The sequence below is a fragment of the Oscillatoria sp. FACHB-1406 genome, assembly GCF_014698145.1.
Taxonomy (GTDB): domain Bacteria; phylum Cyanobacteriota; class Cyanobacteriia; order Cyanobacteriales; family Spirulinaceae; genus FACHB-1406.
In genome coordinates this window covers 1-24,319 of the sequence record NZ_JACJSM010000020.1, presented here as the reverse complement: position 1 = coordinate 24,319, position 24,319 = coordinate 1, and the positions used below count along the sequence as shown (strand labels likewise).

The 24,319-nt window shown below is 49.0% G+C and carries 19 protein-coding genes and 1 tRNA gene; 15 read left to right on the top strand and 5 right to left on the bottom strand.

From position 1 onward, the window contains the following. Nucleotides 1–217: 217 nt before the first annotated feature. Together H6G50_RS17735 and H6G50_RS17730 are read right to left on the bottom strand one after the other, a co-directional pair. Entirely contained in the window at nt 218–607 is a 390-nt protein-coding gene (locus tag H6G50_RS17735; protein ID WP_190719145.1) for a DUF2358 domain-containing protein, read from the bottom strand. Between the two features lie 104 nt (nt 608–711). After that, entirely contained in the window at nt 712–1,662 is a 951-nt protein-coding gene (locus H6G50_RS17730) for a glycosyltransferase family 9 protein (RefSeq protein WP_190719143.1), read from the bottom strand. Nucleotides 1,663–1,878: 216 nt separating this feature from the next. On the opposite strand from H6G50_RS17730, the gene ispD reads away from it, so the two are divergent. The 9 genes from ispD (at nt 1,879) to prmC (ending at nt 9,309) form a co-directional block, all read left to right on the top strand. Beyond that, a complete protein-coding gene (gene ispD / locus H6G50_RS17725; protein ID WP_190719141.1) occupies nt 1,879–2,559 on the top strand; it encodes a 2-C-methyl-D-erythritol 4-phosphate cytidylyltransferase in 681 nt (226 codons plus the stop codon). Nucleotides 2,560–2,719: 160 nt separating this feature from the next. Further along, nucleotides 2,720–3,301, top strand: coding sequence for a DUF924 family protein (locus H6G50_RS17720; RefSeq protein ID WP_190719138.1), 582 nt, complete (start codon nt 2,720–2,722; stop codon nt 3,299–3,301). A gap of 146 nt (nt 3,302–3,447) precedes the next feature. Further along, nucleotides 3,448–5,049: a glycoside hydrolase family 3 N-terminal domain-containing protein gene (locus H6G50_RS17715; RefSeq protein WP_190719136.1), complete on the top strand. Its 1,602-nt coding sequence runs from the start codon at nt 3,448–3,450 to the stop codon at nt 5,047–5,049. Between the two features lie 240 nt (nt 5,050–5,289). Beyond that, a complete protein-coding gene (locus H6G50_RS17710; protein ID WP_190719133.1) occupies nt 5,290–5,532 on the top strand; it encodes a DUF4327 family protein in 243 nt (80 codons plus the stop codon). Between the two features lie 204 nt (nt 5,533–5,736). Next, the gene (locus H6G50_RS17705; protein ID WP_190719131.1) at nt 5,737–6,108 is read left to right on the top strand and encodes a DUF1818 family protein; all 372 of its coding nucleotides are present in this window, start codon (nt 5,737–5,739) and stop codon (nt 6,106–6,108) included. Between the two features lie 47 nt (nt 6,109–6,155). After that, nucleotides 6,156–6,229 (top strand) — tRNA-Pro (locus tag H6G50_RS17700). Nucleotides 6,230–6,732: 503 nt separating this feature from the next. Then, nucleotides 6,733–7,509 (top strand): Tic22 family protein, encoded by a 777-nt coding sequence (locus H6G50_RS17695; RefSeq protein ID WP_190719129.1) that lies wholly within the window; start codon nt 6,733–6,735, stop codon nt 7,507–7,509. Nucleotides 7,510–7,570: 61 nt separating this feature from the next. Next, nucleotides 7,571–8,329, top strand: a complete 759-nt coding sequence (locus H6G50_RS17690; protein WP_190719126.1) for a Tic22 family protein — start codon at nt 7,571–7,573, stop codon at nt 8,327–8,329. 29 nt (nt 8,330–8,358) lie between these two features. Next, entirely contained in the window at nt 8,359–9,309 is a 951-nt protein-coding gene (prmC, locus tag H6G50_RS17685; protein ID WP_190719123.1) for a peptide chain release factor N(5)-glutamine methyltransferase, read from the top strand. A gap of 4 nt (nt 9,310–9,313) precedes the next feature. On the opposite strand, the gene H6G50_RS17680 is transcribed toward prmC, so the two are convergent. Continuing rightward, entirely contained in the window at nt 9,314–11,338 is a 2,025-nt protein-coding gene (locus H6G50_RS17680; protein WP_190719120.1) for an EAL domain-containing response regulator, read from the bottom strand. An 878-nt stretch (nt 11,339–12,216) separates the two neighbouring features. Here H6G50_RS17680 and H6G50_RS17675 point away from each other — a divergent pair. After that, entirely contained in the window at nt 12,217–13,182 is a 966-nt protein-coding gene (locus H6G50_RS17675) for a ferritin-like domain-containing protein (protein ID WP_190719116.1), read from the top strand. Nucleotides 13,183–13,350: 168 nt separating this feature from the next. On the opposite strand, the gene trpD is transcribed toward H6G50_RS17675, so the two are convergent. After that, nucleotides 13,351–14,403 (bottom strand): anthranilate phosphoribosyltransferase, encoded by a 1,053-nt coding sequence (gene trpD / locus H6G50_RS17670; protein WP_190719279.1) that lies wholly within the window; start codon nt 14,401–14,403, stop codon nt 13,351–13,353. Between the two features lie 172 nt (nt 14,404–14,575). Between trpD and hppD the strand changes: the two genes are divergently transcribed. Then, nucleotides 14,576–15,655: a 4-hydroxyphenylpyruvate dioxygenase gene (gene hppD, locus H6G50_RS17665; protein ID WP_190719113.1), complete on the top strand. Its 1,080-nt coding sequence runs from the start codon at nt 14,576–14,578 to the stop codon at nt 15,653–15,655. Between the two features lie 212 nt (nt 15,656–15,867). Here the strand turns inward: hppD and ureC are convergent, their stop codons facing one another. Further along, complete coding sequence (gene ureC, locus H6G50_RS17660; protein WP_190719108.1) at nt 15,868–17,577, bottom strand: urease subunit alpha; 1,710 nt, start codon at nt 17,575–17,577, stop codon at nt 15,868–15,870. Between the two features lie 421 nt (nt 17,578–17,998). Between ureC and H6G50_RS17655 the strand changes: the two genes are divergently transcribed. The 4 genes from H6G50_RS17655 to glnT all read left to right on the top strand — a co-directional run bounded on the left by H6G50_RS17655 (nt 17,999) and on the right by glnT (nt 24,180). Beyond that, nucleotides 17,999–20,617, top strand: coding sequence for an ATP-binding protein (locus tag H6G50_RS17655; protein WP_190719105.1), 2,619 nt, complete (start codon nt 17,999–18,001; stop codon nt 20,615–20,617). A 244-nt stretch (nt 20,618–20,861) separates the two neighbouring features. Beyond that, nucleotides 20,862–21,800 (top strand): fatty acid desaturase family protein, encoded by a 939-nt coding sequence (locus H6G50_RS17650; RefSeq protein WP_190719278.1) that lies wholly within the window; start codon nt 20,862–20,864, stop codon nt 21,798–21,800. Continuing rightward, nucleotides 21,797–22,831 (top strand): alpha/beta fold hydrolase, encoded by a 1,035-nt coding sequence (locus tag H6G50_RS17645; RefSeq protein WP_190719102.1) that lies wholly within the window; start codon nt 21,797–21,799, stop codon nt 22,829–22,831. The genes H6G50_RS17650 and H6G50_RS17645 overlap by 4 nt, the downstream gene beginning before the upstream one ends. Nucleotides 22,832–22,869: 38 nt before the next feature. Then, nucleotides 22,870–24,180 (top strand): type III glutamate--ammonia ligase, encoded by a 1,311-nt coding sequence (gene glnT / locus H6G50_RS17640; RefSeq protein ID WP_190719099.1) that lies wholly within the window; start codon nt 22,870–22,872, stop codon nt 24,178–24,180. Nucleotides 24,181–24,319 lie beyond the last annotated feature (139 nt).

Sequence of the window (24,319 nt, the reverse complement as noted above, 5' to 3'; positions counted from 1 at the left end):
TGCACTCTCAAAACAATGCTGTTTGAAGACATCAAGACGAGAATCGTTTCAGGCATTGAGTAGGGTGCGTTAGGCACAAGCTAGACTTCAACAAAAATCAACCAATTTTGTGCTGTGCCGTAACGCACCGCTTTAGGACATTAAGCTACGCGCTTTGTATGCGACTTTCGATTTAATTCAGTCAAGATCGTGGTGCGTTACGTTTCACTAACTCACCCTACTTTTTTGCTGTCTTGAAAAAATGCTGTTTGAGGACATCAAGACGAGAACAGTGCCAATAGTCAATATGAGAAATGATTTGTTCGTTTTCGTTGAGAGTCAGTTCGCTACGTCCGGGAATTGCAATGCGAGGTTGCCAGGGTAAAGGGGTTGTCCAATGCAATGTCCATTCAGTAGAAATAACATTTCCTTGGCGCTCGATTTCGTGTAAATCCATTTGAATATTTTTAAACCAGGTACTCATAAAGCCGATGGTTTTTTTGAATTTTTCGACTCCTTTAAATTCATTGAGAGGGTCTTTAAAGTACACATCAGGAGTATAGAGACTGTAAGTTTGGTCGTAGGGAAAACGTTGATAGTCTTCTTTAAGAATTTGGAGAATATCCATGTTTAGTTATTTTAATGATAAAAGGGATAAAGAAGCATTTTAACGAACTTCCTTATCCCTTTTATCAAATTATTAGCGATCGCGCGCGAAAATTCGCTCGAAATCTATCCCTGCCAAATCTTTTCGAGAACAGTATTGGCTGGAATAGCCGCGATCGCGTCGCTGGGAGCTTGGACGGCGATACAATTATCGTTACCGGCGGGCAAGCGTTTTTTCACCTGCTCTGGACTTAGAAGCGCAATCGTATAAGTTCCCACCGCTAAGGCCAAATCCAACGTTCCGCCGCTGGTACACAGCAACAAGTTTGCCCCGGCGATTAACGCAGCCATTTTACCGACATCGGAAGGCGAAGCGACTTTTAAAGTGGGGTTGGCGTGCGTCATTTCGGCGACAAACGCGGCATTTTCCACATCTTGCAATAAAACGATCGCGACGTTAGGTTGTTTGTTTTGAATATCCTTAACGATTTTCAGCCAACTTTTAACGGGGTAGTTGCGATCGCTCTTTTTATTGTCGGTATCGTGCAGGACAATATAACCGCCCTCTTTTAACCCCAAACGCTGTTGCGTCGCTTCCGCCCATTCAATATCGGGTTTGGGAACCGCAATCTTAATCGGGGGACAAGACGTTTTAATGCCCAAACCGCCCGCTAAATCGTGGTACATTTGCGCGACGTACTGCTCGGTTTTCCAGGGAACGGTACGGGTAAAGAAAGTATTGGCATTGCCATCGCCGTAGCCGACGCGCGTACTGATGCCATTGAGCCACAGTAATGAACCGATCGTCCAGCGATCGCTCGCTGCTACTGCTAAATCGTACTCGCGATCGCGCAAGACTCCGAATAAATTGAGATAATCGGCTAAACCATTACGATCTTTATAATCAAAAACCAGAACCTCACTAACAGTAGGACACACCCGATAGGCAGAACGCGATCGCGGTTCGACTAAAACATCAATCGTCGCGTCTGGGTAATTCTGTTGCAGCGTTTCCAGCGTCGGGAAAAACAGGATTTGATCGCCAATTCCACCAGGAACAAGAGCTAATATACGCATCTCAACTTATAGGATTTCAATCGGTTAAGGCCGGTTTATCGGGTCATTTTATCCGTCCCTCATCATACACGACAGGCGTTCTTCGCTCTGCCCTGTCTCGGACTTCGGACTGACAAAACCGATATACGCTCCGGTTCGGCTCGTACTGCCCCTACAATTGTAGGGGAACTTCTCCCGCACTAACCTGAATCTTTCGTTAACATCTTCGAGATTGTAATGCACTTATTAATTCCGGCTGCTGGTATGGGGCGGCGCATGGGCAGCGATCGCAATAAACTCCTCTTAACCCTATTGGGCAAACCGCTTTTAGCTTGGACGTTGCAAGCAGCAGAAGCAGCAACAAGCTTGACTTGGGTTGGTATTATGGGACAACCGGAAGATTTTCCCGACTTTAAAGCTATCCTCAACGATTTAAACCTCACGAAGCCGGTGGAATTGATTCGGGGGGGCGAAACGCGCCAACAGTCGGTTTACAACGGCTTGCAGGGGCTTCCAGAGGGCGCAGAGCGCGTTTTAATTCACGATGGGGCGCGCTGTTTGGCTACCCCCGATTTATTCGATCGCTGCACGGAAGCCTTGCTAAGCTGTCAGGGTTTAATTGCCGCCATCCCCGTCAAAGATACGATTAAAGTCGTCGATGAGTCTGGCTTTATTTTAGATACGCCCGATCGCGCCAACCTCTGGGCAGCCCAAACGCCCCAAGGATTCGAGGTTCCTCTGCTCAAAGATTGTCACGAAAAGGGCAAGCAGTTAGGATGGGAAGTTACTGACGATGCAGCCTTATTTGAAAAGTGCCAATTGCCGGTGAAAATTGTTGAAGGGGAGGAGACAAATTTGAAAGTCACTACGCCGGTGGATCTCGCGATCGCGGAATTCATCTTGCGACAGCGTTTGTAATTCGTAATTCGTAATTCGTAATTCGTAATTCGTGATTCGTGATTTGGGGTAATTCAGCTTCTCGGACTGTAATTATTCTTTTTCTATTACAGCTTAAAAATCAATATAAGCCGTAAAAATTGTTGCTCGAAAGAGCGCTAATCAAAATTGATTGAAAAACGTGAATAAATCTAACCCAACTGAAATTCTAGACTTTTGGTTCGGTAGCCCCGAAGCCAGCGACTACGGAAAAATGCGTCAAGTTTGGTTCTCAAAAAACGATGAATTTGACGCAGCAGTACAGCATCTTTCACCCGCCTATCAACAAGCCGCAGCCGGGGAACTCGACGACTGGCAAAACCAACCCCTTAGTTGTTTAGCTCTTATTATCCTGCTCGACCAATTCCCGCGCAACTTATTTCGCAGCCAACCCCAAGCTTTCGCTACCGATGCTAAAGCTTTATCCGTCGCTAAATCTGCCGTAGAACGCGGTTTCGATCGCGACTTAATCCCCGCCCAACGCTGGTTTATTTACCTTCCCTTCGAGCATAGCGAAAACTTAGCCGACCAAGAACGCTGTATCCAACTCTTTACTCAACTCGAAGGCGATCCCGAAAGTAAAATCCCGATTGACTTTGCTCATCGGCACAAAGCCGTTATCGATCGCTTCGGGCGTTTTCCCCACCGCAATTCAATTTTAGGGCGAGAAAGTACCCCAGAAGAAATCGAATTTCTGACACAGCCCGATTCTTCGTTTCTGTGAAGAGTGGGTAGTTAATACCAGATTGATGTGAAGCTGCATAGAAGTAGAAGTAGGGTGCGTTAGCGAAGCGTAACGCACCATTTAACCCAACAAGGTTATTTTCTTAATTCATAACTCATAATTCATAATTTATAATTCATCCAAAAATGTTAAAACAACTTGACGCTCAAACTCTCTCCCTCAAACAACAAGTCGCTCAAATGGTTGTGGTGCGAGCATCCGGAACGGTGTTCGACTCGCAAATTCGCTACCCGCAATGGGAACCTCCCAATGAAAAATTGCACAATTGGATAACAGAATTGCAAGTGGGCGGCGTTATTCTATTAGGGGGCAGTGCGGCGGAATTAAGCTTGCGCATTCAACAACTTCAATCTTTAGCAAAAATCCCACTTCTGATTGCTGCCGATATTGAAGAAGGCGTAGGACAGCGTTTTGCCGGAGCGACAGAATTCCCGCCGCCGATGGCGTTGAGCGCGATTCAACCGCACGATCGCGCCTTAGAACTCGCGCGGAAGATGGGCGCAATTACCGCAAAAGAAGCTCAAGCGATCGGAATGAATTGGGTTCTTGCTCCCGTCGTCGATGTTAATAATAATCCCGACAATCCCGTTATCAACGTCCGCGCTTTTGGGGAAACGGCGATCGCTGTTAGCCACCTTGCAGCAGCTTTTATCGAAGGCGCAAAACCGTACTCAGTTTTAACGACAGCGAAGCATTTTCCCGGCCACGGCGATACGGCGACCGATTCTCACTTGGAACTGCCCACCATTGCCCACGGTAACAAGCGCCTTGCAGAAGTCGAAATTCCTCCCTTTCAAGCCGCGATCGCAGCCGGAGTCGATAGCGTCATGAGCGCTCATTTGCGCGTATCGGCTTGGGATGAAAAGTATCCAGCAACACTATCGCCCGCAATTTTAACCGAAAAATTACGCAAGGAGTTGGGCTTTGAGGGGTTAATCGTCACCGATGCGCTTGTGATGGGCGGTGTAGCGAATTTTGCCGACTTTCGAGAAACTTGCGTGTTAGCAGTAGAAGCAGGAGCAGATATACTATTAATGCCGCAGGATCCAGAAGCAGCCGTAGAAGCGGTTTGTGCGGCAGTCGAAAGCGGGCGCATCCCAATCGAGCGAATTCACAGCGCCCTAGAACGCATTGGGAAAGCAAAGGAAAAGGCGTGCAGCGCACCCTCTGAGGAAGGATTAACCGTGGCAGTGAGTTCGCCCGAAGCGTTGGAAACTGCCGAGGCGATCGCGCGCGAATCCCTGAAATCCAGCGGTGTTTTTCCCCTCCCCCCGCTCGCTCGCGGCGAAACTCCCGTTAATCTCGTCGTCGTCGATAACCTCCTGAATTGCCCTTTTCTAGGTTCCCATACCGCCGCGATCGCCGTTCCTACCCGATTGGGTTACAAATTGCAACTCATCGAGCAGCAATGGCTCAACCTCAATGAATTGCCTTCCGGTTCTATAATCCAAGTGTTTAGTCGCGGAAATCCGTTTCGCGGCAGCATTGGATTGTTACCGAACGCCCGAGATTGCTTTAAAAATTTATTAAGAACTGGTAGAATTGGAGGCTTGGCGATATACGGTAGTCCTTATGTGTGGGAGTGGTTTAGCAATTGTCTTCCGCACGATCTCCCTTGGATTTTCTCTTACGGACAAACCCCGAATTCGCAAGCTCTCGTCAGTCAAATTCTTTTTGAGGGCGAGCGCGATCGTGCTAAGAAGTTCGTTGGAGACGCATTTGTCTAACCTAGTTCCTGACGCTGTACTCGCTTCTGTACCCAAAATGTGAAGGAAGATAGTATAGACTCGCTCGCACCTCATTACCTCAGAACGAATTGTCTTTCGGAGTTAAAACTTTTATAATTCTTATTTAGCGAGCCGTTAAATCTGTAACGCTTTATACTGAAGGGGAGAACGCAACGAGCTAGCGATGGCTTAACTTAACCAGTAGTGTACGCCTAAATTTCTAGATTTACGGGAAACATTATGACTTCTATCACAGCATCACCAACCATTTCTGCATCCTACACGATCGATTTCATCCGCGAGGAAGCCCGTCATTTGGTCGAGCGCGGAAGCATCGATCGCCAGCAGCCCATCTACGTTCTTTGTCAGTATATTCCCGCTAGAGAGTGGGTTTGCGTTGAAGTCGAACTCGAGCAGTGCGATTTCTTATTGCGCGATCGCATCGGCGACTTAATCGGCTCCGAGCAATGGGACAATGATTAGACTCGCTAGTTCGCCAACACGAGACCCCAATTACCTTTTAACCAAGGCTAAGCCGTTCTCACCCACACAATTTGAAATTTAAAAGTTGAAAATTGCATTTGAATTCTGTGAGAAACATTTCTAGGCTCTCGCTCCGAGAGTTCTAGAAATGTTTTTTTCTGTTAATATTGTGTCCTGGGATATCGCTCGCGGATTCAACAGCTGATGCTTGACCAGCGCGTTATGAAAGAGGGAGCCGGGTGGCGGTTAGGATGGAACCCAGAAGCTCCTGTATATAAAGGCTTAGTCGGAGGAGATGGCTGGGCTTTCGAGCTAACCGAAGCCGAACTGAGCGATTTTTGCCGCTTATTGGAACGATTAGCAGTAACCATCGATTCGATAGCGAACGAACTCATGGAAGAGGAGCGTATTGCTTGCCAATTAGAAAGTAATTCGCTCTGGTTAGAAGCCGAAGGCTATCCTCATGCTTATGAAGTGCGTTTGCTACTCAGTTGCAGCCGTCAGTGCGAAGGAAATTGGCATTCTCACGCAATTTTGCCCTTACTCGAAGCCGCCCGCACCTTAACTGTTTTTTAAAAGGGTTGAAAAATTTCGAGGAGTCGTGCTATTCTAGTTAATCGTGTCGGGGCGTAGCGCAGCTTGGTAGCGCACTACTTTGGGGTAGTAGGGGTCGTGGGTTCAAATCCCGCCGCTCCGATTGACACAGGTCAAGGCTTTTAGCCGTTTTCCACTGTTTGATTCACGCTGTCCTTAACCCCCATTGCGACCAAAGCGTGACTCATTCCCTAAGTGTACAACCGGACTACTGAAAAGTTTAGGCAGGTCTGAGGAAAAAATATTAAACTTTTGGACTCTGCTTGTCAGTACAAAAATATCGCAGGACGATTGCAAAACCCCGTCGAGTTTCTCGAGGGGGACTTCTATTTTGGGGAGAAGTATTGGGGGTTGGCTGGGTATCCTTAACCTCAGAAACTGCGCCCTTTAAGGTAAGACGCTAAAAGAAAACGCTGGCTCGGCGAACAATAAGGCTGAAGTAACGTAAATTAGAACTTAAACGACGAGTGGAACTATGCCACTGCGATCGCAGTCACACAAAATTATCCAAAGCTAGTAACATCGGTTAGGATTTTGGCAAGATAGCCTAACAAAACTTAATCTGTCAGGAAGATTACTTTCTAATTCGTTCGAGGTAAGCAACGCATGAAAAAATCAATTGCACGTTGGAGCGCAACGCTCGGTCTAGTCGGTAGTACCTTAATCGGTGGTCTCTGCGGAGGCAGCCTCCCAGCGCTCGCGCTAACCGAACAGGAAGTCTTCGCGCAACTCCAGCCGATCCCCGTCTTTACCGTCACCGATAGCGAAGGCGCGCCTTTAGTTGCAGCGGAAGCGGGTAAGCCTTCTTTTGCAGGGGCTTTTATCAGCCAGAAAGACGCTTTAGCTTTTATCGATGAACTCAAACGCGATAGCCCTGAAATTGGCAGCAAAGTGCAAGTTGTCCCCGTCTCTCTTGGCGAAATTTATCAAATCAACCATAAAGCCGGTCAAGCGGGGAATGATAATGTTCGCTTCGCTTACGTGCCAGCCCAAGCACAAGTTGACCAGGCTTTAGCAGTTATCAAGCAGGAGAATCCCCAAGCCAGCGAATTTCGAGGCGTTCCCCTCTTTGTAGCGCGAGGAGCGGGCGAGCAACAAGGCTTCCTCACTGTTGAGATTGAAGGCAAACCGATGATTCCTTTCTTCTTTGATAAAGAGCAACTGCAAGAGCGCGTTCAAAATATGAACGTCAAAATTGAAGTTGTCCCTTTAGAAGGGATCATTCAAGCGCTGAACAATGGCAATGACGAATTCCTTAAAAATATTCTGCTCGTCCCTTCGCGGGAATCAGCCGCATTTTTAGAAAGCCTGAGAGGAAATAGCCCTCAGAATGGCGCTCAAAATGGCGCTCAAAATGGCGCTCAAAATGCGCCGCGACGTTAGTTTTGCTTCCTAGGAGGTTAAAGTGATTTAACCTCTTGTATTGTTATTGAGTTTACAAGCAATGATTAAAGCCTTAAAGTCTTGGAGTGCCGCGATCGGCACCATCGGAGGGATCGCTTTAGCAACGGTTTTCAGTTCGATCGCCCCAGTTTTAGCGCTTCCTGCCGAGCAGGTGAGTTCTGCCCTCGGCCCAACCCCAGTCTTCTTTATTGTTTCCAACGATAATAAGATTCTCTTTATCGATCAAAAGGAGCAAAACCAAAAGATCGCGCCTCGCTTCCTCAGCCAGCAGGACGCGCAACAATTTTTGCAAAAGCTCCAACAGAGCAATCCTCAAGTTGCCAACGGTGCCAGAATTGCCGTATTGCCGCTCGCGCAGGCTTATAATATCGATGGCGACGTTAGCTCCCAACGCGAAATTCAATTCGAGTACGTCCCCATCCAGCAGCAGTTTCAAAATGCACGCTCGATGACGCAAGAGTTTGTTGGCGTGCCGTTATTTTATGCAACCGTAGGTCAAGACTCGATTACGCTCGAAGAAAACGGTAAAACTGTTGTTCCCTTTTTCTTCGAGCGGGAAGCACTCCAACAGATGGTCGATCGCTTCAAACAAGCACAGCCTAACCGCGCTTCTGAGATTCAGTTTAAAGTGGTGGCGTTAGAAGCCTTGATCGAAACCCTGAAGACGAGTAACGATAATAATCTCAGTCGCATCACTCTCGTTCCTTCTCAGGATTCGATTGCGTTTATTCGGTCGATTCAACAGCAAGCTCAACAGCAAAATCAACAGAACCAACAAAATCCCCAGAATCGACGTTAGACTACCGGGCGAGCGATGGACAGTAGGTAATGCAGCGCCCATCGCTCGCGCGAGAGAAAACTCGAAGGAAAGTCTCAATTAATGGGGTGTCAAGTTTGCTGCTAGTATCGGGAGAGGAACTGAGAGCGTGGTATGAAGAAGCAAAGGTCGCAGCGATCGCGGCGGGAATTTCGCCCTACGAAGTCGATTGGTTGATTGGCGCTTTTAGCACTCTCGATCGCCTCGCCTTGCGCTTGGGGATTAGTCCCGCAGCGCGCATCGAACTACAAATTCCCTTCCCCGAACTCGTTCGCCTCTGGCAACAACGCCTTCAAGATTGCGTCCCGGTGCAGTATCTTGCCGGAAAGACGACTTGGAGACACTTACAGTTAAAGGTTACGCCTGATGTTTTGATTCCGCGTCCGGAAACGGAACTGGCGATCGATTTAGCGATCGCCTCTCGGAGTACCAGTCTCGATCCGCCCCAACATTGGGTCGATTTGGGAACGGGCAGCGGCGCGATCGCGATCGGTTTAGCCTCGGGTTTTCCTGCCGCCACCATCCACGCCGTCGATCTCAGTCCCCAAGCCCTTGAAATCGCTCGCGAGAATGCCCGAAATTGCGGTTTTGAAAAAAACATCAAATTTTACCAGGGAGCCTGGTTCGAGCCGCTCAAACACCTGAAAGGACAAATTTGTGGGATGGTCTCCAACCCCCCCTATATTCCTACAACGGCGCTCGCCTCCCTGCAACCCGAAGTCGCGCGCCACGAACCGCATCTCGCCCTGGATGGCGGCGCAGATGGCTTAGATTGCCTGCGAATTCTCGTGGATGCGGCTCCCGACTATCTGCGTTCCGGCGGACTGTGGCTGGTGGAAATGATGGCCGGTCAAGCCCAACAAGTTACCGCACTGCTCGAAGCTCGCGGCAGCTATGACAACGTGCAGATTTTCTCCGACCTAGCCGGGATCGAGCGGTTTGCCTGCGCTTATCGCCGCTAAAACTTTAGCCAGTGCTTTGTCCCGAAGGTTCGCTGTGGTAGCGAGCCTTAAAGCGGGCATCCTGGATAACCAGTAGAGGAATCAGGGCGGAACCGACTAAGGGTTCTGAGAGCAAAAAGCCCTGCCCCAATTCGCAACCAAATAAGCGTAACTTTTCTAATTGTTCCAAGGTTTCTACACCTTCAGCAACGACATCCATCCCCAAACTGTGGGCGAGCTTAATAATCGTATAAACGACTTCCGAACGTTCGCGATCCAAACGTTTGACAAAAGAGCGATCGATTTTGAGCGTATCGATCGGAAACTCGTGCAGGCGGCTGAGGGAAGAATACCCCGTGCCAAAGTCATCAATGCACAGCCGAATCCCTTTTTTTTGTAACTGCTTGAGGATTTCGACATCGCGATCGGAAGTTTCCAGCAGACAACTTTCAGTAATTTCTAATTTCAGCCACGTTCCCGGACAATGAGTATGTTTGAGAATTGAATCCACCTTCTCGATAAAATCGATTTGCTTTAGCTGTACCGCTGAGACATTAACATTCATGACGAAGGGAGAAAGCTTGGGAAATTGCTGTCGCCATACTCCGATTTGACGGCAGGCTTCCTCGAGCAGCCACCATCCCAGCGGGTTAATGAGTCCGGTTTCTTCGGCGACGGGTATAAATCGACTTGGCGAGATGCGGCCGCGTTTGGGATGATTCCAACGTACTAAGGCTTCAAAGCCTCGGAGTTGACCGGTCGGCAAGCAAATAATCGGCTGGTATTCGAGGAAAAACTCCGAATGAGGTGGGCGCGTTTCAATTTTGTTGTTGTAGAGCAATTGCAACGCCGATCGCAACTCGTTTTCAATGTGCATCCGATCGACCGCTTGTTCTTTCCTATCCCGCGTTAGGATACGATAGCAGCCGCGCCCGGACTGTTTGGCCTGATACATTGCCATGTCAGCATCGCGCAGCGCGTCAATCGCCGAGCGATATCCCATCGTACTTAAGGTAATGCCAATGCTGGCTTCGGTGAAGAGTTCGTAGCCGTTGGCAATAAAGGGATGTCGCAGTTGCTCTTGGATGCGTTGAGCCATCGCGATTGCTTCTCGTTCCGAGTGCAAGTCTTCGAGCAAGATCATGAATTCATCGCCGCCGAAACGCGCGATCGTTCCGTTTCCGTGCAAACAAGCTTGCAAGCGACTTGCAACTCCTTTGAGTAAGTCATCGCCCACCAAATGTCCCAGGCTATCATTGACCACTTTAAAGCGGTCTAAATCGATGAACAGCAATGCAAACAGCGTTGAGTTGGTAGCAGCCAATTCCAGCCTGCTAGCGTTGAGGCAGGGAGTCGAGCCATTCCGCGCGGCTTGCGTCTCGTACAGCCCGATCGCTCGTTCTAAGTGCTTCATAAACCCCGTGCGGTTTGGGAGGTTGGTTAGAGCATCGTGCAGCGCATCGTACTCGAGTTGCTGCTCGCGCGTTAATAACTCTTCCTGCGCCGTTTGCAGTTCTTGCAACGCCCGCGTCAGTTCCAACGTGCGTTGTTTAACTCGTTCCTCGAGATCTTGATTGAGTTGATGGAGTTCCGATTCAGCTTCCAAACGTGCGGTAATTTCTCGCACCAATAATTCATTTTGTTGCTGCAAATCTTTATTGAGAGAGCGCAACTTTAAATGCAAGCGAATGCGGCTAATCACCTCATCTTTTTGAAAAGGTTTTGTGATATAATCGACCGCACCCAAGCTCAAACCTTTAACTTTACTATCGGTATCGGATAGAGAAGTTGTGAAAATAATAGGAATATCTTGGGTTGCTTTAGCAGCTTTGAGCCGGTTGCAGGTTTCAAAACCATCCATACCGGGCATCATTACGTCCAACAAAATAATATCTGGCGTATATTGTAAGGCTAGCTCCAGTGCCATCATGCCATCGCAAGCTTCGACAATATGAAAGTCAGACTTATCTAAAAGCTTAAATAAAATTTTCCGGTTTGTGGGATTGTCGTCAACAATTAAAATACTGTCCCGGTTAGTTAGCTCCACCATTGATTCCCTCTGACAATCATCTTTCTGGCGATCTAGCAAAAATTTGACCGTCAAATTGCTACGGCACAAACAGTTTTTCCTGGCACGCAACGCCTTTGGCATAAGTTAGCGTTCATTTTTGTCCGATATGAGGGGAGCGTAGCTTTCGGTCTTTCTAAAGAATAATAGTTTTCAAGACCTCAAAAATCTATCGTTCTAGCTAGATCGTTAAGTGAAAGCGATCGCCCAGCGGTTACTATTGCTTACAATTTTACGGCGTTTCTCCGGAAAACCAATAATCGAGCCGGAAAATTTGCTCGCGTTCCCCGCGATCGTGCGGACTGACCCTCAAAAATATCGAGCTAGACTCTCAAAAAGCTCTTGCTGGATCTATAGCACCTTAAGACTTGAAGAATATTGAGTTCTTCGTCGCACAGTAGGAGTCGCAGACTTGGAAATGCGCTCTTATAGTTCCCAAGATTAAGTTCGAGAAATCTAAGTAGCGGCTTCGAGAGTTGAATGAAGAAGCAACTCGTACTTAACCTTTCTTTACGTGCGGGCGAACCGCAAATCCGCCCTATTTGCTTGATGGATGGCGTGCGATGTCGGGGCGGGTAGTGGACTTCCGGAAGTGGCACACTGACGACTAATTGTTGGGTAACAGAAAACTACCATAAACTCAAATCTAGCTCCTAGCTAAAGAATCCGAGCTAGCCCGTCGAGTTGACGATTTCGCGAGGATCGTAAGGCTCCCGTTGCGATCGCGCAGCGGTCGAGATGCACAAATTTAAATTACGGGTCTCAACGCATTCTACCCGACGCGCCGCGAAGCAGATCCCTAGAACATCGCCACCTCGATCCTAAATTCCCTTGTTAAAGAATGTTTGTGAGGAGTATCCATGCGTCAGCTTTATAAAACGGCCAGTTTTGACATCCCCCACGCCTCAGAATCCAACAAACTCCAACGAGTCCTATCCTCTACTATTCAAAACCGCAGTCGAGATAGTGCGATCGCTGCGGCTTCTCTCTCCCGCTATCCCCACAGCCCCCTATCCCTCCCCCATCCCACCGAAGAAAGCGCCTGCTATTGGAACGCCAAACACTTTAACCTCCAACGCGCTCAACTTTTCCAACAAGCCACTCCCCAAGAACAAAACGCCATCCTCCAAATCGCCAGCCTCAGCCTCCTCCAAGAAGCCTACTTCATTGAAAAAGCAGGCATCAGCTACATGGCAAAAATGGTCGCACTTTCCGAAAGCACCGACGAACGAATGCTTTACGCTCTCTTCAGTGCTGACGAAACTTATCACCTCACCCAACTCCTCCGCTTCTTACCCCTTCATCAAACTACCGTCACCGATGACCCCTTCCTGCGGTTCCTAACCGACTTAATCGAGCATCAAGATAAAACCGTTCTCCTGTTTATTCTCCAAGTCGTCCTCAAAGGCTGGGTACTCAGCCACTACCGCACCCTTGCCAGCGATTGCCAAAATCCCGAACTCGCCAACATCTTGACGGGTTTCCTGCAAGACGAATCGCGCCATCACACCACCGGCATTACCCTTTTCAAACAAAACCCTCTCACTCCCGAAACGCGACAAGTCATTGTCGAAGCCCTCGTTTACTTCTTGCGCCGAGTACAAACCGAACCGCAGAGCGTTGTTGCTGCCGTGAACCGCGTTTTAGGACCGCTGTCTCGCTGCCAAAAAATTCAACTGATCGAAGAACTCCAAACTGAAATTCACACCGGCACGCGCTTAAATCTGTTGCGTTCTCTCATCGGCAAAGAAACCGCTCATACCATTCTTAACGAACTAGAAGCGCGTCAAGCTTTTGAACCCTTACCTGCTTATTTGTGTGCCTAGGCTCTAGAGACTCTTTAATCTATTTATTTACGGTTTGCTCTAAGTAGGTTGACGAAATAACCTTAACTTGAAGAGGGCGGGTTTTGACTGCTGAATGTAGCTCATAGCAAGAGTTTTAGCTAAACCCGCCCCGATGAATCCGATCGCACTTTTTTTACCTCATCCTACTTAACTCTCCAAAAACTTAATTAACGCCTCCAACTTCAACCAAGCAGCACCGCTCTTGATAACCGCTCGCGCCAACTCAATTCCCCGATCGCGATCTTCAAAAGGTACGACTTCGCCAACTTGCAGTGCTAAAGCTGCATTCAACACCACTGCATCTTCTTGCGGCTGCGTCCCTTTTCCTTGCAGTACGTTGCGTAAAATTGCGGCATTTTCTTCTACATCGCCGCCCTTTAAGGCGCTAGTCGGGGCATAGGACAAACCGAGCGAAGTAGGATTTAGTACGGTTAAGCGCATTTTCCCGTCGGAAACGATCGCCATATCCGTTAAGTCAGCCAACCCCGCTTCGTCCAGTTTTTCTCGTCCGTGCAGGACAATTGCTTTTTGAATGCCCAGCAGTTCTAGCGCTTCGGCGAGAATCGGGACGAGTTTGCTATCAAAAGTGCCAATCACTTGGCCGGTGGGACGTAAAGGATTGACTAAAGGGCCGATTAAATTGAAGACAGTACGGACTTTCAGGGTTTTACGAAGCTCGGCAACAGCTTTTAAGGCAGGATGCCAGCCGGGAGCGAATAAAAAGGTAATGCCGACTTCCTCGAGGGCGGCGCGAACTTTGTCGGGGTGGGCTTGTAAACGAACGCCGAGGGCTTCTAAGACATCGGCAGAACCGACTTTGCTGGAGGCGGAACGGTTGCCGTGTTTGGCGACGGCAACGCCTGCGGCCGCGCAGACGAAGGCAACGGCGGTGGAAATGTTAAAGGTGGAAGCTCCATCGCCGCCCGTGCCGCAGGTATCGATAACGGGTTTATCGCGTTGAAGGGGAAGTTGTTGGAGCGATTGCGCCTGTAAGGTGCTTGCCATCCCCGCCAGTTCTTCTGCCGATACGCCTTTGGCTTGGAGTGCCGCGAGAATCGCACCCGAAAGGACGGGGGCAATTTGTTCGTCGAGCCATCCTTGCATCAGTTGCGATGCTTGTTCTTGCGTGAGAGATTGTCTATCGAGGAGTTGTTGCAATAAGTTCGACCAAGCGGTTTGTGGGTGAATATCTTGCGCCATAATTGAGTCAATTGCACGAATTTCCGGGATTTGGGTCGGGATTTTGCGGCGTTTGGTCGCTCGCAACGACTGGGACGGAGCTTTATTAGTCTAAGCAGGATCGGTCGGAAGAGGCAAGCACGACTTTGCAAGGGCGTGTAAAGATGTGTGAAGCAGTCGAAATTAGTAAAGTATGAAAATCGATCGCGTTTGCTTTTATGTGGATGATGCCGAAAAATGGCGCGACTGGTTCGCGCGGGCGATGCAGTTTCAGGCAGTGGGGGGTGGCAGCGACGGGCAGACGCGCGCGGAAATCGTGATGAGTGGCGAGATTGTGTTTGTACTTTGTTCTCCTCTGCGCGATGAGAGTCCGGTGGCGGCGTATTTGCGATCGCACCCGCCGGGAGTGGCTGAGGTGGCGTTTCTCGTTCCCGATTTGGATGCGGCGCTCGAGCGGGCTGTTGCAGTACCGGAAACGAGAACCCTCGAGCCAATTCAAGCGCGGCAATTCACGGCTGGGACGATGCGCTGGAGTACGATTGTCGGGCGGGTTCCGCTAAGGCATACATTGGTGGAACGGCGGGGAATTACGCCAATTTTGCCGGAGGATTGGGCGATCGCGTTGAGTCCTTGCTGCGATCGCATCCCCGCGATCGATCGCATCGATCATCTCGTCTTGAATGTCGCGGTTGGGGAATTAGAGCGGACGGCGCGTTGGTACGAACGTGCTTTAGGATTCGAGCGCCAGCAAACGTTTGCCATTCAAACCCAGAAGTCCGGGCTGCTTTCGCAAGTTCTCGTCCATCCAACCAGCGGCGTGCAAATTCCAGCCAACGAACCGACTTCGGCAAGCTCTCAAATTCAGGAGTTTCTCGATTTTAATGGCGGTGCGGGGGTGCAGCATATTGCTTTGCGAACCAAAAGCATAATTGAATCAATTTGTCAACTGAAAAGGGCGGGTTTATCGTTTTTAGAAGTGCCGCCGAGTTATTACGATCGCGTGCAACAACAGCATCCGCAACTAAATTTATCGGTTCGGGAATGGGAGGCATTAGCGCGATCGCAAATTCTCATCGATCCTCAAGTTGCCGAGCGCGAGAAAGCCCCCTTATTGCTGCAAATTTTTACCCAACCGATTTTCCCAGAACCGACATTTTTCTTTGAGTTTATCGAACGCCGCGATCGCGCCCGAGGCTTCGGCGAAGGCAATTTTCGCGCCTTGTTTGAAGCAATAGAAAAAGAACAAGTCAGACGAGGTACGTTGAATAATTGATAATGGACAATGGACAATGGATAACGGGATGTTGAATAATTGATAATTGATAATTGATAATTGATAATGGATAACGGAAATTTTATTAATTGATAATGGACAAAAGTGCGATCGGATTTGTAGGGGCGGGTTTAGCTAAAACCCTTGTTATGAGGGAAATTCAGCCGTCAAAACCCGCCCTCTTCAAGTTAAAGTAATTTTCGTAAACCTACTCAAAATAAGAAGTAACGCTGCGCCATTGGCAACACCGTAGCGGGTTCGCAGGTTAATAATTTCCCGTCGGCGCGCACTTCGTAAGTTTCGGGATCGACTTCGATTTCCGGTAGGGCATCATTTAGTTTTAAATCTTGTTTGGTGAGGTTGCGCGTTCCTTTAACGGCGACGGCTGTTTTTTGCAGGTGAAGTTGTTCGGGAATCCCTGCATCTAACGCAGCTTGGGAGATAAAGGTGAGGGAAGTTGCGGACATCGCACCGCCAAAACTGCCGAACATGGGGCGCATATGGACGGGTTGCGGGGTTGGGATACTTGCATTAGCATCGCCCATTTGCGCCCAAGCAATTAAACCGCCTTTGAGGATAATCTCGGGTTTCACGCCGAAAAAAGCAGGTTCCCACAGGCATAAATCGGCAAGCTTGCCTTCTTCGACGGAACCGACGACATCGGCAATGCCGTGGGCGATCGCGGGATTAATCGTATACTTGGCGACGTAGCGTTTGGCGCGGGCGTTGTCGTTGCGGCTGCTATCCCCTTCTAAAGGGCCGAATTGCACTTTCATTTTATGGGCGGTTTGCCAGGTGCGAATCACCACTTCTCCGACTCGTCCCATTGCTTGGGAGTCGGAAGAAATCATGCTAAATGCCCCTAAATCGTGCAAAATATCTTCGGCGGCGATGGTTTCGCGACGAATGCGGGATTCGGCAAAGGCTACGTCTTCGGGAATGCCGCGATCGAGGTGATGGCACACCATCAACATATCGAGGTGTTCTTCGAGAGTGTTGGCGGTGTAAGGGCGAGTGGGATTAGTGGAGGAGGGTAAAACGTTGGCTTGACCGCAGACTTTGATAATATCGGGGGCATGACCGCCGCCTGCGCCTTCGGTATGGTAGGTGTGGATGGTACGATTTTTAAAGGCTGCGATCGTTGCTTCGACAAATCCGGCTTCGTTGAGGGTGTCGGTGTGGATAGCGACTTGCACGTCGTACTCGTCGGCTACGCTGAGGCAGGTATCGATCGCGGCGGGTGTCGTTCCCCAATCTTCATGTAATTTTAGCCCCATCGCTCCGGCTTCGACCTGTTCGCGCAATCCTTCCGGTTTGCTGCTGTTGCCTTTACCGAGAAAGCCGAGATTCATCGGAAAAGCATCCGCAGATTGTAGCATTCGATACAGATTCCAAGCTCCCGGCGTGCAGGTTGTGGCGTTGGTTCCCGTAGCGGGGCCCGTGCCGCCGCCTATCATCGTGGTTATACCGGATGCGATCGCAACTTCGATTTGTTGCGGGCAGATGAAGTGGATGTGAGAATCGATACCGCCCGCTGTCAGGATTTTACCTTCCCCTGCGATCGCTTCGGTAGCAGGGCCGATAATAATATCGACGTTATCTTGGATGTAGGGATTGCCCGCTTTACCGATTTTTTGAATCTTGCCGTCTTTAATGCCGATATCGGCTTTGACGATGCCCCACCAGTCGAGGATTAAAGCATTGGTGATGACGAGATCGACAGCACCATCGGCGCGGGTAATGGGGGATTGTCCCATCCCATCGCGAATCGTTTTACCGCCGCCAAATTTCACTTCATCGCCGTAAGTGGTGAAATCTCGCTCGACTTCGATAATTAATTCAGTATCGGCTAAGCGGACGCGATCGCCAACCGTTGGACCAAAAGTCTCCGTATAAGCGCGACGATCCATTCTATAGCTCATAGTCTTCTCCTCACTCCAGGCTGGATAAGCACCTTGGATAATTAAATGCTACCAGAGAACTTTATCGTACCTTGACGGGGAAATTCTAGCTTCATCCTCGATACGCGATCGAGCCTTATCCGCAGAAATAATTCTTAGGCAAGCAACCGAGGCGCGGAGCTACTGCCTCCACAATATTAAAAAAATATTACGAATATTAGAGGTAGTGATGGCGATATGCGCTCCGACTCAGTATATTAGAAGTAATGGGTGTACTCAGCAGACTAACCCAGTTTCTAGATTCTCAGTTTCTAAATGCTCGGTCTGCTGTTTCAGCACCAAGACCGGATTCTCAATCTGACAATTGTAGATTTTGCGATTTGGTGTGTGGGTCTTCCTTCAGAGGGGAAACGCGAACGTTTATTAGTAACTGTACGAACATATGACGCTCGTAAGCGCTAAAGTGACTCCCTTTGGTCAAGGGAAAAAACGTCTCGTCCGTCCTCAATTTTTCCCGATAAAAAATCTGCAAAATGTCATCTCTGCTATGAATACCCCGCCGCTCCGAGAACCTCGCTTTACCCTGCCCCTACAGCGCTCCTTTCCAAAAATAATGATTGGCGAAAATGAGGATTCTTCTTGTATTCGCGATTATATTCAGTCGCACGGAATTCTATTCGTTTTAGAAAAAGATAGCCTTAATATTTGTCGGGTTAGCGACAATACCTTGAAATTATTAGGCATCGATCCTTATTTTTTGTTAGGGAAGAACTTGAGGGTATTACTCGAAGCAAATGACATCGAAGCTCTAGAAGCTTGTACGGATACAGAACGAATCGCTCGAGGTGCAAATCACGTCCCGATCTGCATTCAGAATCAGACGCAAAAACTGGAGTTTGACGGACTCGTTCAGTGTCAGGAAGATTGTATTATCTTAGAACTCGAACCCAAACAAAACTTCAAGACAGCGAAAGATTTAGATTTTTACCCCCTAGTTCGCGGTTCGCTGGCGAAATTCAGGAAAGCAGAAAGCGTGCAGGAGCTTTGCGATTTTACCGCGCAAGAATTAAGGCAGATTACAGAGTGCGATCGCGCAATGGTTTATCAATTTGACCCCGACGGTAACGGTCGAGTCATTGCTGAAGATAAAAGAGAAGATTTAGAGCCATTTCTCGGACTGAACTACCCCGCCTTAGATATTCCCGAAGCCTCGAGAAATCTATTGTTAAAAAACCTGTTCCGTTCCATCTGCGATATCGAAGCTTCACCGGCTTATATTATTCCTCACAATCAACCTCTCGATCTCAGTCTTTCCGTCTTAAGAGGGGTTTCCCCCTGCCATATCGAATACCTCCGCAACATGGGAGTCCGCGCTTCCATCGGCATTTCAATTCTTAAAAACAAGAAGTTGTGGGGATTAGTAGTTTGCCATTATATATCCTCTAAATATATTTCTTACCAAGTGCGAGCCGCTTGCGAACTGCTCTGTCAAATTGTCTCTAGCGAACTTTTAACAAAAGAAGAAAATCGCGACTATCAATACCGCCTCGAAATTTCTTCCATTCAATCCAACTTGCTGGAAGCCATGTCGAACGCGGAAAAATTTCAAGATGCTCTTATCGAACACAAGCAAGACTTTCTCAAGCTCGTCTCAGCAGGAGGAGCCGCTATTTACTCGGGTAGAGAAATTGTCCTCCTCGGACAAACACCTCCCCGAGAAATCGTTCAGAAATTACTCAAACGTTTAGGCGATAAATCATTTCAGCAAAATATTTTCTACACCGATTGTCTGGCTCGTTGGGAACCCGCAATCGCAGCCTATAAAGATGTAGCCAGCGGAATGTTAGCCGTTGCAATCTCGCCCCAGCCCAAAAAATATCTCCTTTGGTTTCGCCCAGAGATCGTTCAAACCGTTCGCTGGGCGGGAGATCCATCTCCTCAAACTCAAGTTGGCTCGGATGGAATAGTGGGACTTTGCCCGCGCAAATCTTTTGAAATGTGGAAAGAAACGGTGCGCTTGACTTCTCTCTCTTGGCAGCAGTATGAAATTGATGCTGCCCTAGAGTTGCGCAAAGCAATTATTAACGTTGTTTTGCGTCAAGCTGACGAACTTGCTGAATTAAATATGGCGCTTCGACAATCGGAAGCCAGACAACGCGAAAAAGCGAAAGAGCTAAAATCAACGTTGTGCGAACTCAAACAAACTCAAACTCAACTGATTCACAACGAAAAAATGTCAAGTTTGGGACAACTCGTAGCCGGAGTCGCCCACGAACTCAATAATCCGATTAATTTTATTGGGGGAAATCTCCGGTACGCACAGGAGTATGCGAACAATTTGCTTTCTTTAGTTGAGTTATACAGTCAATATTATCCCTCACCTCCGATAGAGATAGAATCTAAAATAGAGGCAGTTGAGTTCGATTTTTTGCGCGAGGACTTCCCCAAGTTAATGTCTTCCATGAAATTGGGAGCAGAACGCATTAGTAAGTTAGTTTCTTCGCTTCGCAATTTCTCGCGGCTTGACGAGTCGGATATGAAGCCCGTGGACATTCACGAGGGCATCGACAATACTTTGGTCATTTTAAATAATCGATTTAAGGCAAAGCCCGATCGCCCCAACATTCAAATTGTTAAAGAGTATGGAAATTTGCCTTTAGTGGAATGTCATGCCAGTCAGTTAAATCAAGTGTTTATGAATTTGATTGCGAATGGCGTTGATGCCCTTGAAGAGCGAGATCTCGCCCTGCCGATGGAAGAAGTTGCTGCCAATCCCAGCACGATTACCATTCGCACGGAAAGTATTGGAGAGAGTGAGGTGATTATCTCAATTATCGATAATGCTTTAGGAATGCCTGAAGAGGTGGCGGCGAGAATTTTCGATCCCTTTTTCACGACTAAACCTATCGGCAAAGGAACGGGTTTAGGGTTGGCAATCAGCCATCAAATTGTTGTCGAAAAACATAAAGGAAAATTACACTGTATTTCGACTCCTGGAGTCGGAACGGAGTTTAGAATTGAAATTCCTTTAAAATTTAATCCTGCTCCATCTGTGGAATAATTGTCAATTCGTCCTCGACAGTCGATCTCATCGCTCGATTGAAAACTTCAAGGAGCTTACAGAGTTCGGTAACGCTAGCTACAATAGGCTCCGAGCCAACTGAATACAATCGATATAATACCAATTTCCATTGAGTTTCTACTCTATTTCTGACTGACGGTAGGGCGGGTATTGCCCGCAATCGCTAAGATTAAGTGCATTGAGACTAGAAAAATTGGTACGACTCATTGCAACAAGTTTGAAGATGGAGGAGCAGTTGGAACGAGTAGCAGAAAAGCCGCGCGAAAGCCTGAGCGTTGGGGATTTAGCAAGTTTAAACCTAAAGTCGAATTTACGTGGCTTCTTGCACCTCAGCGGTCACTTAGGGGTCATGTTGACAAGCGGTTTACTGTGGTCGATTTTTCGACAGACAAATCTTGGGTTGGCGTTGCCCGCCCTTGTTGTCTATGGCTTCAGTTTCGCTGCAATGTTCGCCCCGCTGCATGAAAATTGTCACCGGACTGCTTTTGCCAATCCCCGCCTCAACGATGCTGTCGCTTGGTTGGCTGGCTTGCTCTCGTTTTATAACAGTACCTTCTTCCGCCGCTATCATAAGTGGCATCATCGCTACACCCAAATTGCGGGGAAAGATCCGGAATTGAGCGACCCCAAACCGACCAATCTAGGAGAATATATCTGGCAAATCAGCGGCATTCCTTGGTGGTTGGGTAAAATTCGCGGACATTGGCGCGTCGCCACCGGACAGATGGAAGAATTCTCTTTCATTCCGGATTCCGCTCGAGGGGAGACGATTCGTTCGACGCGGATTCAGTTATTGGTCTATGGAACTGCGATCGCGTTCTCGCTACTATTAGGTCATCCTTGGGCCTTTGTCCTCTACTGGTTACTGCCCCTCGCCGTCGGACAGCCGATTTTACGCGCGATTTTGCTCGCCGAACACGCGAACTGCTCTACCGACAACAATCCTTTCACCAATACCCGCACCACTTTAACCGCGTTTCCCCTCCGTTTTCTGATGTGGAATATGCCCTTCCACGCCGAGCATCACCTTTATCCCTCAATTCCCTTCCACGCTTTACCCACCGCCCACGAACGTTTAAAAGACCGTTGGGTTCACCTAGCTAAAGGGTATCTGCGAGCGAATGGCGAAATCGTCACGCAGTTGGGGCGCGAAACCGCATGAGCGAAACGCCAAAATGCTTTGTGTGGAAAGACTTTGAATTGCAATGCGGGGTAGTTCTACAGGAAGCGAAACTGGTTTATCAAACCTACGGCGAATTAAACCGCAACCGCAGCAACGTCATCCTTTATCCCACTTCCTACGGCGCGCAACACTTCGAGACGCAATGGCTTATCGGGAAAGAACGCATCCTCGACCCCAGCCGTTGGTTTATTATTATCCCCAATCTGTTCGGCAACGGTCTATCGAGTTCGCCGAGCAACTGTAAGGGCTGCGGTTTAGCCCAGCAAGGCTTTTATTTCACCCACCTCGATAATGTCCGCGCTCAGGAAAAACTGCTTCGGGAAAGCTTCGGTATCGAACGCCTCGCTTTAGTCTATGGCTGGTCGATGGGCGCACAACAAGCTTATCATTGGGGGGCATTGTATCGCGATCGCGTCGATCGCATTGCAGCCATTTGCGGCACGGCGCGCGTCACCGTCCACAACCAAATTTTCCTGAAAAGCCTGCGAGCGGCACTAACCGCAGACCCCGCCTGGAATGGCGAGCGTTTCACCGCCACGCCAGAGCGCGGTTTTCACACCTTTGCCCTCATTTATGCGAGTTGGGCGGCTTCCCAAGCCTTCTACCGTCACAACCTCCACCAACAAGGCGAGCGTACCCTCGACGAATATCTATCGCAAGCGTGGGAAGCCAACTATCGAAAACGAGATCCCCACAACCTCATTGCCATGCTCGATACTTGGTTGCGCTGCGATATCAGCGATAATCCCCTCTATCGAGGCGATTTCCAGAAAGCATTAGCTTCGATTCGAGCCAAAACCTTAGTGATGCCCTCTCGCACCGACCTGTATTTTACCCCCGAAGATTGCCAAGCCGAAGCCGCTTCAATTCCCGATGCTATTTATCGCCCCATTGAATCGATTTGGGGGCATCGAGCGGGCAATCCGTATCAAAACCTGGAAGACGAGCGGTTTATTCGCGATGCAGTGCGGGAGTTGTTATCTGTCAATAGCGAGCGATCGGAAATTTAAATCGCCAGCATTATTCCCTATTCATTATTCATTATAAAATGACTCAATCTCTTTCTGAAATTGCCCGCGATCGCCAAATTCGTTACTTTCTCATTTCTTTTACCGACTTATTAGGCGTGCAGCGCGCCAAGCTCGTCCCAGCAGCGAGTATCGATACTATGGCGGCTAACGGTGCGGGATTCGCCGGATTTGCGGCTTGGTTGGACTTAACGCCAGCCTATCCCGATATACTAGCCATACCCGACGCAAACAGCTTATTTCAACTCCCCTGGCAGCCCGAAGTTGCTTGGCTTCCCGCCGACTTGCAGACGATTGAAGGACGGCCCCTCGAACAAGCACCGCGCGTGGTACTGAAGCGCGCGATCGCGCGTGCCGAAGCGTTAGGATATCGGATTAAAACCGGCGTAGAGTGCGAATATTTCTTGCTCGATGCGGCGGGAAACGACATTTCTGACCCGCGTGACTCCTCCCCCAAACCCTGCTACGACCAACAATCCCTGATGCGACGTTACGAAGTGATTCGGGAAATCTGCGATGGGATGCTCGCGCTCGGTTGGGGAGCCTACCAAAACGACCACGAAGACGCGAACGGACAGTTCGAGATGAACTGGATATACGACGATATCTTAGTCACCGCCGACCGCCACGCCTTCTTTAAATATATGGTGAAAACCATCGCCGAAAAGCACGGGTTGCGCGCCACCTTCATGCCCAAACCCTTCGCCCACCTCACGGGTAACGGCTGCCATACTCACCTCTCAGTCTGGGATAAAGAAGGTAAAGTTAACCTTTTTTACGACTCCGAAGGCGAATTAGGACTATCCACTCTCGCTTATCAATTCATCGCAGGCGTACTGCATTCCGCCGAGGCAATGTGCGCGCTGACTAACCCGACGGTGAATTCTTACAAGCGCATTAACGCCGCTGTTACCCTTTCCGGGGCTACGTGGTCGCCCAACAGTATCAGCTACGCAGGGAACAATCGCACCCATACCATCCGCATCCCCGACTCGGGACGCTTTGAATTTCGCCTCGCCGACGGCGCAGCGAACCCTTACCTCCTCCCCGCCGCCCTGATTGCAGCGGGACTCGATGGCATCGCCCAGCAACGCGAACCGGGCAGCCGTTGCGATAATAACAACTATACCGACCCCCTGCCGCCGGAAAAAGTCCGTCGTTTGCCGGGGAATTTGCTCGACGCTTTACGGGCGTTTGAAGGCGATACCATTCTTACTGAAATGCTAGGTACATCGTTTAAGAGCGCCTATCTCAAAATTCAGCATCAATGCTGGCAGGAATACTGCTCCCATATTTCCCCTTGGGAACTCGCCCAAACGTTGGATTGTTAGCAGGAACGAAAAGCGCACCCCACGAAGCGGCACAGAGATATAGCGTTTTTCACGTGAGTGAGGTACAGTAACAGCAATGTGTAAACCAGTTACGAAAATCCTGCTCAGTCACTTGAGCATAAGCTTGAGCTAGTGCTTC

Coding starts and splice junctions, on each gene's coding strand:
- H6G50_RS17735 (WP_190719145.1), bottom strand. CDS start 607: ATGGATATTCTCCAAATTCTTAAAGAAGACTATCAACGTTTTCCCTAC.
- H6G50_RS17730 (WP_190719143.1), bottom strand. CDS start 1,662: ATGCGTATATTAGCTCTTGTTCCTGGTGGAATTGGCGATCAAATCCTG.
- H6G50_RS17695 (WP_190719129.1), top strand. CDS start 6,733: ATGAAAAAATCAATTGCACGTTGGAGCGCAACGCTCGGTCTAGTCGGT.
- ispD (WP_190719141.1), top strand. CDS start 1,879: ATGCACTTATTAATTCCGGCTGCTGGTATGGGGCGGCGCATGGGCAGC.
- H6G50_RS17680 (WP_190719120.1), bottom strand. CDS start 11,338: ATGGTGGAGCTAACTAACCGGGACAGTATTTTAATTGTTGACGACAAT.
- H6G50_RS17715 (WP_190719136.1), top strand. CDS start 3,448: ATGTTAAAACAACTTGACGCTCAAACTCTCTCCCTCAAACAACAAGTC.
- hppD (WP_190719113.1), top strand. CDS start 14,576: ATGAAAATCGATCGCGTTTGCTTTTATGTGGATGATGCCGAAAAATGG.
- H6G50_RS17675 (WP_190719116.1), top strand. CDS start 12,217: ATGCGTCAGCTTTATAAAACGGCCAGTTTTGACATCCCCCACGCCTCA.
- H6G50_RS17645 (WP_190719102.1), top strand. CDS start 21,797: ATGAGCGAAACGCCAAAATGCTTTGTGTGGAAAGACTTTGAATTGCAA.
- H6G50_RS17710 (WP_190719133.1), top strand. CDS start 5,290: ATGACTTCTATCACAGCATCACCAACCATTTCTGCATCCTACACGATC.
- ureC (WP_190719108.1), bottom strand. CDS start 17,577: ATGAGCTATAGAATGGATCGTCGCGCTTATACGGAGACTTTTGGTCCA.
- H6G50_RS17690 (WP_190719126.1), top strand. CDS start 7,571: ATGATTAAAGCCTTAAAGTCTTGGAGTGCCGCGATCGGCACCATCGGA.
- H6G50_RS17655 (WP_190719105.1), top strand. CDS start 17,999: ATGACGCTCGTAAGCGCTAAAGTGACTCCCTTTGGTCAAGGGAAAAAA.
- H6G50_RS17650 (WP_190719278.1), top strand. CDS start 20,862: ATGGAGGAGCAGTTGGAACGAGTAGCAGAAAAGCCGCGCGAAAGCCTG.
- H6G50_RS17705 (WP_190719131.1), top strand. CDS start 5,737: ATGCTTGACCAGCGCGTTATGAAAGAGGGAGCCGGGTGGCGGTTAGGA.
- prmC (WP_190719123.1), top strand. CDS start 8,359: ATGCAGCGCCCATCGCTCGCGCGAGAGAAAACTCGAAGGAAAGTCTCA.
- glnT (WP_190719099.1), top strand. CDS start 22,870: ATGACTCAATCTCTTTCTGAAATTGCCCGCGATCGCCAAATTCGTTAC.
- trpD (WP_190719279.1), bottom strand. CDS start 14,403: ATGGCGCAAGATATTCACCCACAAACCGCTTGGTCGAACTTATTGCAA.